Below are 11,584 nucleotides of genomic sequence, written 5' to 3' on the forward strand. Positions count from 1 at the left end.
CATCTGACAAAGTCGGCTGGGCCGGCCGCAACTGCGGCCACTTCCGTAGCCGTCCACGCAGCTTAGGCTACCAGCAACTGCTTCCTGTCGACGCGCTCCTGCTGGGGGGAACGCGCATAGAGTTCGCGGTAGCATTTGGAAAAATGTGACGCCGAAACGAAGCCGCAGGCTACCGCCACTTCGACGACAGGCATGGACGACTGGATCAGCAGGTGGCGGGCGCGGTCGAGCCTAATTTCCAGATAGTAGCGGGCGGGCGACCTGCCCATTTCGGTACGGAACAGCCGCTCGATCTGGCGCCGCGACAAATCCACATGATCGGCGATCTCGATCAGGGATAAAGGTTCGGACAAATTCGCTTCCATCAGTTCGATGATGGTCAGCACCTTGGAGTTCTGGACGCCCAAACGCGCGCGTAATGGCAGGCGCTGGCGGTCGGTGGGGCTGCGCACGCGGTCGGTCAGCACCTGCTCGCAGACCCGATTGACGAGGCTCTCGTCGAAATCGTCGCCGATCAGCTTCAACATCATATCGAGCGCTGCGGTGCCGCCGGCGCAGGTATAGATGTTCTGGTCGACCTCAAACAGATCGGCGAACACGTTTGCCTTGGGAAAGGCCTCCGAGAACCCCGGCAGGTTTTCCCAGTGGATGGCGCAGCGCTTGTTGGACAACAGGCCGGCCGCCGCCAGGATGTGCGCGCCGGTGCAGAGGCCGCCGATGGCGACGCCGCGATTGTATTCCTCGCGCAGCCACGCGAAAGCGGACTTGTTATGGTATCTTTCAACATCGATGCCGCTGCAGACAATGGCCATCGAGGGCCTGTCGATGCCGGACATCTTCCTGCGCTCGTCCTCAAGGGAGGTATCCACGGCGCATTCCACACCGTTGGATGCACGAACCGGCAATCCGTCGATGCTTGTGAGGCGCCAGCGATACGCCTCGTAGCCGAGCATCCGGTTTGCCGAGCGCAGGGGGTCGAGCGCCGTCGCAAAAGCGATCATGGTGAAGTCGGGTACGAGAAAGAAAACGAGCGATCTTTTGACTGATTGCTTTGCGACGTTCACGGAAATCTCCCACCGCGACGATGGCGCGAACAGAACGTCGCGATCAGTATAGCGTCATCAGGAAAAACGTTTCCTGTCAATATGCTACGCTGGCCCCGGAAGATTAAATTGCGACATGGGTCGCAGATGGGCAATCGCAGATCAAAGTATAGTTGCGCTGCTCGTGATCCGGTTGAGGCGAGCGAAAGCGCCGCTTTGGCAAAACCGAAGCGGCGCTCAAGTCAGATGTGTAGAACGTTGCCTGGAGGACAGGCTGGATCAGGCCACGAAGCCAAGGCGGGCAGCCGCGACCGCACCGGTCTGGCCGGGCATGGTGTTGGCAAGGCGCTGGCGCTCGAGCGCCGTCGTCAGGTTCATTTCGCGGCGGGTAAACAGGCGGCTAAAGAACTTCATCTCAATCTCCATTCGGTTTGCTTAGACGGGTCGCCTTCGCTTAATGGAGTGGGGCAGCTCGTTTGCTGGATGCGCATATAGGCGTGTGTGGACGAAAAGTAGATCGCAAAAACGAAGCGCTAGATATGAAAAGCGACAGAAGACCGGGACTTGGTCACTGTTGCGCTACGCTTCCCAGGATCGTCCACCCGGCAAAGGCATTTTACGTCTTTGCCAGGTGGCCTGCCGCGCTATGTCGGCAGGCCAAGTTCTCAGCGTTAGCGCGCTCCCGCGCAGGGGTCGAGGGTGAGGCTGTTGCGGGTGAGGCAATCGGCGACTTCGGGCCAGCCAATGTCTTTTTGCAGTTCCGGCGGCAGCGAACGGATGCTGCGTTCGGTGAGGTAGCGGGCGCGGGCAGCGCTATAACGGGTAGCGATCTGGCCGATGGATGACAAGATAGACATAGCCTTCTCCTTCCATGGTTGCCGGGCATTTCCGGCGTCGACCTACGGGACGATCCCGTACTCTTGGAATTGACTATCAGCCCGAAATGCTGTTCAATCAAACGAAATGGAATGATCTTTTGAATCAGAAAAATTGAAAGCGACTTCCCGATGAACGCCCCACTCAATCACCCTTTGCCACTGCTTGACCTCGACGTTTTGCGCACCTTTGTGGCCATCGCCGAAACCGGCAGTTTCACCACCGCCGCCAATGCGGTGTTTCGCACTCCGTCAGCCGTTTCGATGCAGATCAAGAAGCTGGAGGATATCCTTGGCCGCTCCGTATTTTCCCGCGATGCCCGCTCGGTGGCGCTGACGACGGACGGTGAAATGCTGCTCGGTTATGCGCGCAGGCTTTTGGCGATCAACCGGGAGGCCGTCGCCAAATTCATCGTTCCCGACATGATCGGCGTCGTGCGCCTGGGGTCGCCGGACGATTACGGCGAACGCGTGTTGCCGCATGTGCTCAAGCGGTTCGCCCAGTCCCACCCGTCTATCGCGGTGGACGTCACCATCGACCAGAGCGTCAATCTTCGGCGGCGCATGGACGACAGGGCGCTGGACATCACGCTGCTGACCAATTCCTACAAGACCAGCGCGATTGGCGCGGAAGTGCTGCTCACCGAGCCGATCGTGTGGGCCGGCGCAAAGGGTGGCTGCGCCTATATGCGCGAGCCCTTGCCGGTGTCGATGTGGGAAGAGGGCTGCGTCTGGCGGGCAGGGGCGCTGGATGCGCTTGGCCGTGAAGGCCGCAATTACCGGGTGGCCTATATGAGTTCGCATACGGCGGGCCAGCGCGCCGCCATCATGGCCGACCTTGCGGTCGCGCCGCTGCCGAAATCCTTCCTCGGCAACGATATGGTCGAACTCGGCTCAAAAGACGGCTTGCCTTCCATCGGCAACTACAATCTGGCCATGGTAGTATCGCCCGACGCCAGCGCACCCGTGAATGCCGTCGCTGATCACATTCGAACGACGTTCGATGTGTTCAGGGAAACGGGAAAGTTCTGACCGTGGACTATGCATCGCCTCGGTAGCAAGGCGATGCGTATGGTCTAATCGCGGCTGCGTCGCGCCGCGCGTTCTTCCCGAGAGCGGCGGCGCGGCGCGGCGTCACCGGCGGCGGCAGCCGCGATGCTCTCGGCCGAATCCATCTGCCGGGGCGGCAGCTTGACCGCTTTCGACAGGTGGGGGAACGCATCGACCTTGTTGGGAAGCGCCATGGCGTCGATGAAGATCTGCTGGAAATGCGGCTCAAGTGCCGTCTCGATCTTCTCGATGCGATGAACCTCGTCCTCGATCTCGCGGCGATGTTCGCGGTTGAGCAGGGCCATGAGCGCACCGGTGCCGGAAGCGTTGCCGACGGCCTTGACCTCGGCCAGGTCGCAATCGGGGATCAGGCCCAGCACCATGGCGTATTTTGGATCGATGAACGAGCCGAATGCGCCGGCGAAGCGGATCATGTCGACGTGGTCGACGCCCTGTTTTTCCATCAATAGCTTGACGCCGGCATAGAGTGCCGCCTTGGCGAGCTGGATCGCGCGCACGTCGCGCTGGGTGATGACCAGGCGCGGTTCGCCGTCGCGCAGCAGGTAGGAGAAGGTGCGGCCGTCCTGGAATACGCGCGGCGAGCGCGCACCAAGGTCGCCATTGATGACGCCGTCTTCGGAGATGATGCCCGACAGGTACATTTCGGCCACCACTTCAATGATGGCGGAGCCGCAGATGCCGGTGACGCCGACCGCTTTTGCAGCCTCATCGAAGCCTGCTTCGTCGGACCATAGTTCGACGCCGATGACCCGGAATTTCGGCTCCAGCGTTTCCGGGTCGATGCGCACGCGCTCGATGGCGCCCGGTGCGGCGCGCTGGCCGCCGGAAATCTCGGCCCCCTCGAACGCTGGGCCGGTCGGCGAGGAAGCCGCAACCACCCGCGCGCGGTTGCCGAGGATGATTTCGGCATTGGTGCCGACATCGACCAGCAGCATCATCTTGTCCTGACGGTAGGGGCCTTCGGCAAGCGTGGCGCCTGCGGCATCCGCGCCGACATGGCCGGCAATGCAAGGCAGCGTGTAGAGCCGCGCGCCGCGGTTGATGTCGATGTCGATGTCGTGCGCCCAGTATTGCAACGCGCCCGATACAGCGAGCGCGAAGGGCGCCTGGCCGAGCTCGGTCGGATCGATGCCGAGGAACAGATGGTGCATGATCGGGTTGGCGACGAATACGGCGTCCAGAATGTCGTGGCGGTCGACGCCACCTTCCTCGCAGACCTTGCCGATCAATTCATTGACCGCCTGGCGCACGGCAATCGTCATGGCTTCGCGGCCGTCCGGGTTCATCATCACGTAGGACACGCGGCTCATCAGATCTTCGCCGAAGCGGATCTGCGGATTGGACGTGCCCGAAGACCCGACGATGCGGCCTGACAACAGCGACACCAGATGCATGGCGATGGTGGTCGAGCCGATGTCGCAGGCGATGCCATAGGCCTCGTTCTTCAGGCCCGGCCACATGGAAATGATGAACGGGCGCGAAACGTCCATGTCGCGATGGATGGCGACGGTGACGCCCCAATTTCCTTTGCGAAGGATGCCCTGCACCTGCGGGATCAGATGGGGGGCAATCAGCGGGTCCTTCCAACCCCAGTCCTTTTCCAAAACCAGCTTCAGGCGGTCGAGGTCACCCAGCGGCTTGTGCATGTCGGGCTCTTCCAGTTCGACATAGCAAAGCTGGATGGCGGGGTTGCGCTCGATATGGCGGTCGCTAGCGGCCTTGCGCACCACCTGCGCGTTGATGACGGTGTCTTGCGGCACGTCGATGACAAGATCGCCCTGAACCGTTGCCGAGCAGGACAGACGGCGGCCGTCGGGCAGGCCGCGAATGTGTTCGTAGCGCTCCTCCTTCGGGCCTTTTGGCGAAATGTGGTCGAGCGAGGAGACGATCTGGTGCTTGGCGAAATTGCCTTCCTGCACTTCGATCTGGCAGCGCCCACAGGTGGCGCGACCGCCGCAGACGCTTTCGACATAGACGCCGAGCTGGCGGGCCGCATCCAGCAGCGGCGTGCCGATGGGGAAGCGGCCCCGCTTGCCGGAAGGCATGAACAGCACCAACGGGTCGGTCAATTTTGGCTGCGTGTTCATTATACTTCACTTTCCGGCCAGTGCAGGTTGGCCGCTCTCGATTCTACCCTTCTCCGGTCTTTTGAAGGGAGAAGGCGATACTTCGTGCTACCTAACCTCGGCCCATCCGGGCTTCGCGTCCGCCGCGGCGGCGTCCACCGCCGGCGGCACCGTCGCCCGGCGCATTGACGGCGACCTGCGGCGGGGCGGCGTGTTCGCCGGGCTTGTAATCCTTGTAGATCTTGATCCAGTTCGTGCAGTCCTTGTCGGTGCCGGCGAGCACATTGGCGGCGCGCACGGCTTCCATTTCCTGCGGACGGACCGGGTTCATGATCGCGCTGGTCATGCCGGCGCCGATGACCATCGGGATGAAGCCGGCATTGATGCCGTGGCGATGCGGCAGGCCGAACGAAATGTTGGACAGGCCGCACGTGGTGTTGACCTTGAGTTCTTCGCGAAGCCGGCGCAGCAGCGCAAAAACCTGCCGGCCCGCGTCGCCCAGCGCGCCGATCGGCATGACCAGCGGGTCGACGACCACGTCGTGCGCGGGGATGCCGAAATCGGCGCAACGCTCGACGATCTTCTTGGCGACGGCGAAACGTACGTCGGGGTCCATGGAAATGCCGGTCTCGTCGTTGGAGATGGCGACGACCGGCACATTGTACTTCTTGATAAGCGGCAGGATGGCCTCGAGTTTTTCTTCCTCGCCGGTGACGGAATTGACCAGCGGGCGGCCCTTGGCGACCTTCAGCGCCGCCTCGATGGCCGCCGACACCGAACTGTCGATGGACAGCGGCAGGTCGACCAGGTTCTGGACGATTTCCAGCGTCTGAACCAGCAGGCCAGGCTCCGTTTCATTCGGATTGACGGAGGTGACGCCCGCATTGATGTCGAGCATGGTCGCGCCGCACGCGGCCTGCTGCAGTGCGTCCCGGATGACTGTCTCGAAATTGCCAGCCTGCATCTCGGCCGCAAGCTTCTTGCGACCCGTCGGATTGATGCGCTCACCGATCACGCAAAAGGGCTGATCGAAGCCGATGACGATCTCACGGGTCGCCGAGGCGACGATGGTGCGGGTCATGAATTTCTCCATTAAGATATAAAGGGTTCTTTATATCGTTATCTGTTTTCTATCAAGCGTTTGGTTGCCGTCATCCGGTCAATGCGCGGTCTTCACCATATCCACCTGCGTTTCGGTAATGTCTTCGTTCAATATCTGGTCGAGCCGGTCCGAAACCATCTGGTCGTCGCTTCGCGCCTCGCGCTTCCAGGGCCGACGACCCTTCAGCACGCCCGATTCGTCGACGATCTCGGCCACATACTCCTCTTGGCGATAGGCCATCACATGGATACCCGAGACACCGGGGATTTCCTTCACCTCGTCGATGATGTCGATGCAGAGCTGCTTGCCTTCCTTCTTCTGGTCCTGCGCGCCTTCCAGCCGCTTGATGACAGCGTCGGGAATATGGATGCCCGGCACGTTGCCCCGGATCCACTTCGCCGTCTTGGCCGAAGCCAGCGGACCGACGCCGCACAGGATGAAGACCTTATCCGTGTAGCCGAGGTCGCGTACATTTTGCATATAGGTGCGAAACATCGGTACGTCGAAACAGTATTGGCTTTGCACGAATTGCGCGCCGGCGGCGATCTTCTTGCCGAGCCGGTGCGGGCGGAAATCGTAGGGCGGTGCGAAGGGATTGATGGCTGCACCCAAAAACAACTGCGGCGGCGTCGTCAGCTTGCGACCCGACAGGAATTTGCCGTTGTCGCGCATGATGCGGACGGTTTCGAGCAGGGACATGCAGTCGAGGTCGAACACCGGCTTGGCGCCGGGCTGGTCGCCCGCCTGCACGCCGTCACCGGTCAGGCAAAGCATGTTGGCGACGCCCATGGCGGCCCCACCCAACACGTCGCCCTGGATGGCGATGCGGTTCTTGTCGCGGCAGGCGATCTGCATGATCGGCGCATAGCCCATGCGGGTCAAAAGGGCGCAGATGCCCACGGACGACATATGGCAATTCGCGCCCGAAGCATCGACCGCGTTGATGGCGTCGACCCAGCCTTCGAATATCTTGGCGCGGTTATAAACGTCTTCGGGATCGGCGCTGTCGGGCGGATTGAGTTCGGTCGTCACCGCGAATTCGCCGCGCCGCAATATGCGTTCCAGCCGCCCGCGCGACGTGTGGCCGGGCAGGGGCTCCAGCGGCAGGTCGATGCCGGCCGGGTTTTCGTCGCGCTGGCGCCCGATCATGCCGATGCCCCGTTGTTGATTGATGCGGCCTTGGCGGTTTCACGGGCGGCAGCGGCCTGAGCGGTCACCCGAAGCCAGGCCGATGTTTCACGCAACGACTGGTCGACCGGTTTCTGGACGTCGAGAATCTTGTCGCCATGCACCATCTGCCGGGAACCTTCCCATGCCTTGACCCAGACGCAGGGCATGCCCGGTTCCACTTCGCAATGACCGTTGGCGCGGACACCACCGCAGGGGCCGTTGCGTAACTGCTTGGGGCAGTTCATCGGGCATGACATGCCGGTCGAGGACAGGACGCACTGGCCGCACATGCGGCAGTCGAACATGAAGCCTTTCACGCGCTTCTCGATGAATTTGATCGGTGCTTCGACGCGGCCATAGCCGATGCCCTTCCACAGGGGATGCAGCATCAGGAAGGCGTCGGCGAACTTGGCATAAAACCATTCGAGCAGCCGCGAATGCCGCACCGACCAGAGCCGCACCGCAAACGAACGCTGCACGCGCCGCTGCGGCGAAACGTCGGCCGGCTTATAGGCGCTTTTCGGCGCCGTCTTCTTGACCATGGTTGCCTGCGTCACCCCTGCCGGGGCCGGGGGCACCATGGTGTTTGAAGCTGTTGCCGGTCCGGCGGCCGTGGTCGATGCCGGCTGGTTTTCAGACATTTTCCTTGCCGCCTGCCTTGGCGAGAGCGATCAGTCGCTCCCGGTCGAATTTTTCTTCGAGGTGCGCCGCCGCCTTGTCCGCCTCGGCCTCTAGCTCATCGCTGACAGGCACCGGATCGGCCTTGCGCCACTCGGACAAATAGTCGCCGGACTCGGCCGAGCCACTGCGCATAGCGGCCATGTCGATGGCTTCGGTGAAGCGCAGCGACAGTTCGCGCTTGGCGGTCTGCCGGCCTCTTTTCACAATGACTTGGGCAGGAATATCGCGCCAGTAAACGACGATCAGATCGGCCATGAATTGTACTCCTCGTAGTTTCGAGCATTGCTGCATGCGTTGTCGGACTGCTTGTTATGGGACGACGCGCGCGCCTTCAAAAGCGACAGATGCGGATGTCGCAAAAAGAAAGATCGCGAGTAAGGGGTTTTCTACCAGACGCCACGCCGGAATCCGGCCCAGAGATAGAACCAGACGGTCGGGTGAAACCATTGTTTCGAAGGTAATTTGGGGTCGAATGGCGAGAGCTTTCCGGCCAGCGCATCCGCAACCGCCTCGACACAAATTGCGCGCGAAAAGGCTGCCTGCCGCAGCGCGTAGCTTGAAATCGTATCGCCCGGTTGCGGCGTTCCCCGCGCCTGGCGCAACACAGCACCCGTATCGACGCCGGAATCGACGAGATGGACCGTCGTGCCGAAATTTTCCGCGTCATTGGAGGCCAATGCCCAATAGCCGCCGTTCATGCCGCGATATTTTGGCGTGATCCCGGCGTGGTAATTGAGCACAGGGCAGAGAATTTCGGAGAGGATGTCCTTGGACATCAGGCGGCACCCGGCCAGCAACACGACGTCCGGCCGGATTTTCGCAATCGCCTCTAGGCAGGCGCGCGAATTGGCTGACGGGACGTGGATGACCGACTGATCGGCCGAGGGTTCGATGCGCAGATTTTCCTCGCGGATCATTTTTTGCATATGGCCGGTGAAGAATCGCTTGCCCAATCGCGTCAGCAGCATGGTTCCAAGCTGCCCGGCAGCCGAAACCCAGCCCTGCCGGCGGGCGCGCCGCATCAGCAGGTGCTTTTTCGATTCAGGCTGTTCGAGGATCACGTCGATCGGACCGAAAGGGTCCGCAAGCGCGTTGACGATGGCCCAGATATGCAAGCCGCCTTCGGTGACGACCACGATCGGGGCGTGCGATTCAATCGTTGAAGCCATGGCTCGACCTTGTTGTCGGCGCAGGGTCTGCCGCGCGCACTCGCCAATATCCTGTGCTTGACCCGGTTAAGCCTTGGTGTTCAGCGCTTGAACTCAAGAATGTCGAGGTTGGATTCATAGTATGGCGCGGGGAATTCGATGCGCCACGCATCCGGGCCGTTGCGGAAAGCGTAGCCGACCTGATCGGTCTTGGGGCCGCTGCCATAGGGTTCCACAGGATCGCCCGCGACGTAGAAGGAGCCGAGATAGATCGAACGTTTTTCGCCATCGTCGTAGAAGAGCCCGGTGGTGCGCTGCGAGCCGCTGGTCTTTTTCAGGAACCAGCCGGAGCCGTCGTCCGTAACCTTGCATTTGAACCAGCCATAGATGACCAGAGCACCGAAATCGCCACCGACCTTGATGGTGCGGCAGCGCCAGTTGCCGGTTAGGTCCCAGTTGCCGGTTAGATTAGTGTCCGAAAACGCCACCAGCGGCCTGGCGAGCAGATCGTCCAGTTGCTTCACCTCAGCCGGATCGCCAGCCCTGGCTTCCTTGAGCGCTGCCTTGCGCGTCTCGCCATACTGATCGAGCCGGGTTTTATCAGCCGGCGTGATGAGCTTTTGCACCACCCCATCCGCCAGGGCGGCCGATGCGCCAATCGCCAAAACGGCCGCGAGGCCTATCGTGCGAAAATTCATCCAGTCCCCCGTTTTTGGCCTGCAACGGGAAGCATACGGGGTTTGGGCGTCATAGCCAACGGCCGGGCAGGATACAGGTCTATTTGGCCCGAGCAGCAATTCGTGCGGCATGCGCGAGTCCGGCCGGCAGGTCGCCATAACCGGTGGGGCGGCGCTCATAGACAAGGCCGAGCATTTTTGCGGCGCTTTCAGCTACCTTGTCGAGTTCCGGATCGTCGGTTTGGGCAAGGTAGATCAGCTTTTCGTAATTGCCGAAATAGTCCTGGATAAGCTCCGGATGCTTGTCCAGCCCGAGCGGCTTCATAAAGAAGGCATCGAACTGGCGGCACAGGAAGTCGGTCATGTAGAACGACATCATGTCGTCGTCGGCCAGTTTCCGGTAGGCTTCCATGCCTTGGTAGAAGGCAAAGCAGTGCGGACCGGGCATGCGCTCGACATCGTGTTTCTCGCAGACCCGGTCGAGATAGCCGCCCGTGCCGCAATCGGCATAGCCGACGAAGATATGCTCGTAGCCTTCAGCCTTGGCGTCGGTGATGGCCTTGTCCATGGCCGGCGCGATACGGTCGGGATAAAAATGGAACTCGGCGGGCAGGCAGGTGAGTTCGAGGTGATCGAGCTTGAGTTCCTGCTTCACCGCCAGGATTTCGCGCGCCAGCATGCCGCAGGCGATGACCAAAAGCCGCTCGGGCTTTCCGGCCTTGTCGGCGTTGGTGATTTTAAGCGCGTGTTCCATGGAACAAGTTCAACGTTCTGCCGTTTGTGGAGGCGCGTTCATTCATGAGAGGGAAGGCCAGTCATGACACTATCCAGATATTCATCCATCGCCGCCATTGCCAGCCTGTTGGTCGTGACCGGCTGCGCCAACACCATCCGCGGTGTCGGCAAGGACGCGGCAAATACGGTCAACGCCACGCAGAACGCTGGCAACAACGTCGCCAACGCTACGGAGTAATACTTGCAGGCTTCCCACTTAACCGTGGTGTGGTCAGCCGAAGGGCCGCTCGAAAGGGCGGCCCTCTCGTTGTTCAGGCGTTGGCGAGAAGGTTGTGCTTGCGCTTCATGAAGTCCTTGGCCGTCTCGACCGCCACGGCCGCATCGCGGCAATAAGCATCGGCGCCGACAGCCTTGCCGAACTCTTCGTTGAGCGGCGCGCCGCCGACCATGACGACGTAATCGTCGCGGATGCCCTTTTCCTTCATCGTGTCGATCACGACCTTCATGTAAGGCATGGTCGTGGTCAAAAGCGCCGACATGCCCAGGATGTCGGGCTGGTGCTCTTCGATGGCGGCGAGATATTTCTCGACCGAGTTGTTGATGCCGAGATCGATGATGTCGAAGCCCGCACCTTCCATCATCATGCCGACAAGGTTCTTGCCGATGTCGTGGATATCGCCCTTGACGGTGCCGATGACCATCTTGCCCTGCTTCGGTGCGCCGGTGGCTGCAAGCAGCGGGCGCAGGATGAACATGCCGGCCTTCATGGCGTTGGCGGACAGCAACACTTCCGGCACGAACAGGATGCCGTCGCGGAAATCCTCGCCGACGATGCGCATGCCCTCGACCAGGGCCTCGGTCAGGACCTTGTAGGGTATCCAGCCGCGCTCCAGCAGGATGTTGGTGCCTTCCTCGATTTCCTCCTTCAACCCGTCATAAAGGTCGTCGTGCATCTGCTGCACGAGTTCGTCGTCGGAAAGCTCGGACAGAATGATCTCGTCGTCGGCCATGTTTAT

Annotated in this window: 14 protein-coding genes; 2 read left to right on the forward strand and 12 right to left on the reverse strand. The window is 61.2% G+C overall.

The window, feature by feature from the left end; all coding sequences use genetic code 11:
• Positions 1–62: 62 nt before the first annotated feature.
• The 3 genes from ACX3P0_RS02130 to ACX3P0_RS02140 form a co-directional block, all read right to left on the reverse strand.
• Entirely contained in the window at positions 63–1,001 is a 939-nt protein-coding gene (locus ACX3P0_RS02130; protein ID WP_459078562.1) for a GlxA family transcriptional regulator, read from the reverse strand.
• Positions 1,002–1,322: 321 nt separating this feature from the next.
• Positions 1,323–1,457 (reverse strand): hypothetical protein, encoded by a 135-nt coding sequence (locus ACX3P0_RS02135; RefSeq protein WP_459078436.1) that lies wholly within the window; start codon positions 1,455–1,457, stop codon positions 1,323–1,325.
• Positions 1,458–1,714: 257 nt separating this feature from the next.
• Positions 1,715–1,900, reverse strand: a complete 186-nt coding sequence (locus tag ACX3P0_RS02140; RefSeq protein ID WP_459078435.1) for a hypothetical protein — start codon at positions 1,898–1,900, stop codon at positions 1,715–1,717.
• Positions 1,901–2,050: 150 nt separating this feature from the next.
• Between ACX3P0_RS02140 and ACX3P0_RS02145 the strand changes: the two genes are divergently transcribed.
• Positions 2,051–2,950 carry a LysR substrate-binding domain-containing protein gene (locus ACX3P0_RS02145; protein WP_459078434.1) on the forward strand — a complete coding sequence of 300 codons (900 nt, stop codon included), beginning with the start codon at positions 2,051–2,053 and terminating at the stop codon, positions 2,948–2,950.
• A gap of 44 nt (positions 2,951–2,994) precedes the next feature.
• Here the strand turns inward: ACX3P0_RS02145 and ACX3P0_RS02150 are convergent, their stop codons facing one another.
• The 8 genes from ACX3P0_RS02150 to ACX3P0_RS02185 all read right to left on the reverse strand — a co-directional run bounded on the left by ACX3P0_RS02150 (position 2,995) and on the right by ACX3P0_RS02185 (position 10,587).
• On the reverse strand, positions 2,995–5,076 hold the full coding sequence (locus ACX3P0_RS02150; RefSeq protein ID WP_459078433.1) for an ASKHA domain-containing protein: 2,082 nt from the start codon (positions 5,074–5,076) through the stop codon (positions 2,995–2,997).
• Between the two features lie 91 nt (positions 5,077–5,167).
• The gene (locus ACX3P0_RS02155) at positions 5,168–6,136 is read right to left on the reverse strand and encodes a methyltetrahydrofolate cobalamin methyltransferase (RefSeq protein ID WP_459078432.1); all 969 of its coding nucleotides are present in this window, start codon (positions 6,134–6,136) and stop codon (positions 5,168–5,170) included.
• 78 nt (positions 6,137–6,214) lie between these two features.
• Entirely contained in the window at positions 6,215–7,306 is a 1,092-nt protein-coding gene (locus ACX3P0_RS02160; RefSeq protein ID WP_459078431.1) for a methylenetetrahydrofolate reductase, read from the reverse strand.
• A complete protein-coding gene (locus ACX3P0_RS02165; RefSeq protein ID WP_459078561.1) occupies positions 7,303–7,908 on the reverse strand; it encodes a methylenetetrahydrofolate reductase C-terminal domain-containing protein in 606 nt (201 codons plus the stop codon). The genes ACX3P0_RS02160 and ACX3P0_RS02165 overlap by 4 nt, the downstream gene beginning before the upstream one ends.
• 52 nt (positions 7,909–7,960) lie before the next feature.
• Entirely contained in the window at positions 7,961–8,263 is a 303-nt protein-coding gene (locus ACX3P0_RS02170; protein WP_459078430.1) for a virulence factor, read from the reverse strand.
• Positions 8,264–8,394: 131 nt separating this feature from the next.
• Entirely contained in the window at positions 8,395–9,177 is a 783-nt protein-coding gene (locus ACX3P0_RS02175) for a formyl transferase (protein WP_459086217.1), read from the reverse strand.
• An 80-nt stretch (positions 9,178–9,257) separates the two neighbouring features.
• Positions 9,258–9,854 carry a DUF4893 domain-containing protein gene (locus ACX3P0_RS02180; RefSeq protein ID WP_459078428.1) on the reverse strand — a complete coding sequence of 199 codons (597 nt, stop codon included), beginning with the start codon at positions 9,852–9,854 and terminating at the stop codon, positions 9,258–9,260.
• A 79-nt stretch (positions 9,855–9,933) separates the two neighbouring features.
• Positions 9,934–10,587, reverse strand: coding sequence for a DUF1638 domain-containing protein (locus tag ACX3P0_RS02185; RefSeq protein WP_459086219.1), 654 nt, complete (start codon positions 10,585–10,587; stop codon positions 9,934–9,936).
• A 63-nt stretch (positions 10,588–10,650) separates the two neighbouring features.
• Here ACX3P0_RS02185 and ACX3P0_RS02190 point away from each other — a divergent pair, with 63 nt between their 5' ends.
• Entirely contained in the window at positions 10,651–10,806 is a 156-nt protein-coding gene (locus ACX3P0_RS02190; RefSeq protein WP_459086221.1) for an entericidin domain-containing protein, read from the forward strand.
• A 73-nt stretch (positions 10,807–10,879) separates the two neighbouring features.
• On the opposite strand, the gene ACX3P0_RS02195 is transcribed toward ACX3P0_RS02190, so the two are convergent.
• Positions 10,880–11,578: a corrinoid protein gene (locus tag ACX3P0_RS02195; protein WP_459078425.1), complete on the reverse strand. Its 699-nt coding sequence runs from the start codon at positions 11,576–11,578 to the stop codon at positions 10,880–10,882.
• Positions 11,579–11,584 lie beyond the last annotated feature (6 nt).

This window comes from Mesorhizobium sp. A556, assembly GCF_054489545.1.

Bases quoted from the DNA above. Each gene is read 5' to 3' on its own strand.
- ACX3P0_RS02165 (WP_459078561.1), bottom strand. From the start codon at position 7,908: ATGGTGCCCCCGGCCCCGGCAGGGGTGACGCAGGCAACCATGGTCAAG.
- ACX3P0_RS02130 (WP_459078562.1), bottom strand. From the start codon at position 1,001: ATGATCGCTTTTGCGACGGCGCTCGACCCCCTGCGCTCGGCAAACCGG.
- ACX3P0_RS02140 (WP_459078435.1), bottom strand. From the start codon at position 1,900: ATGTCTATCTTGTCATCCATCGGCCAGATCGCTACCCGTTATAGCGCT.
- ACX3P0_RS02150 (WP_459078433.1), bottom strand. From the start codon at position 5,076: ATGAACACGCAGCCAAAATTGACCGACCCGTTGGTGCTGTTCATGCCT.
- ACX3P0_RS02190 (WP_459086221.1), top strand. From the start codon at position 10,651: ATGACACTATCCAGATATTCATCCATCGCCGCCATTGCCAGCCTGTTG.
- ACX3P0_RS02180 (WP_459078428.1), bottom strand. From the start codon at position 9,854: ATGAATTTTCGCACGATAGGCCTCGCGGCCGTTTTGGCGATTGGCGCA.
- ACX3P0_RS02160 (WP_459078431.1), bottom strand. From the start codon at position 7,306: ATGATCGGGCGCCAGCGCGACGAAAACCCGGCCGGCATCGACCTGCCG.
- ACX3P0_RS02195 (WP_459078425.1), bottom strand. From the start codon at position 11,578: ATGGCCGACGACGAGATCATTCTGTCCGAGCTTTCCGACGACGAACTC.
- ACX3P0_RS02175 (WP_459086217.1), bottom strand. From the start codon at position 9,177: ATGGCTTCAACGATTGAATCGCACGCCCCGATCGTGGTCGTCACCGAA.
- ACX3P0_RS02135 (WP_459078436.1), bottom strand. From the start codon at position 1,457: ATGAAGTTCTTTAGCCGCCTGTTTACCCGCCGCGAAATGAACCTGACG.
- ACX3P0_RS02155 (WP_459078432.1), bottom strand. From the start codon at position 6,136: ATGACCCGCACCATCGTCGCCTCGGCGACCCGTGAGATCGTCATCGGC.
- ACX3P0_RS02170 (WP_459078430.1), bottom strand. From the start codon at position 8,263: ATGGCCGATCTGATCGTCGTTTACTGGCGCGATATTCCTGCCCAAGTC.
- ACX3P0_RS02185 (WP_459086219.1), bottom strand. From the start codon at position 10,587: ATGGAACACGCGCTTAAAATCACCAACGCCGACAAGGCCGGAAAGCCC.
- ACX3P0_RS02145 (WP_459078434.1), top strand. From the start codon at position 2,051: ATGAACGCCCCACTCAATCACCCTTTGCCACTGCTTGACCTCGACGTT.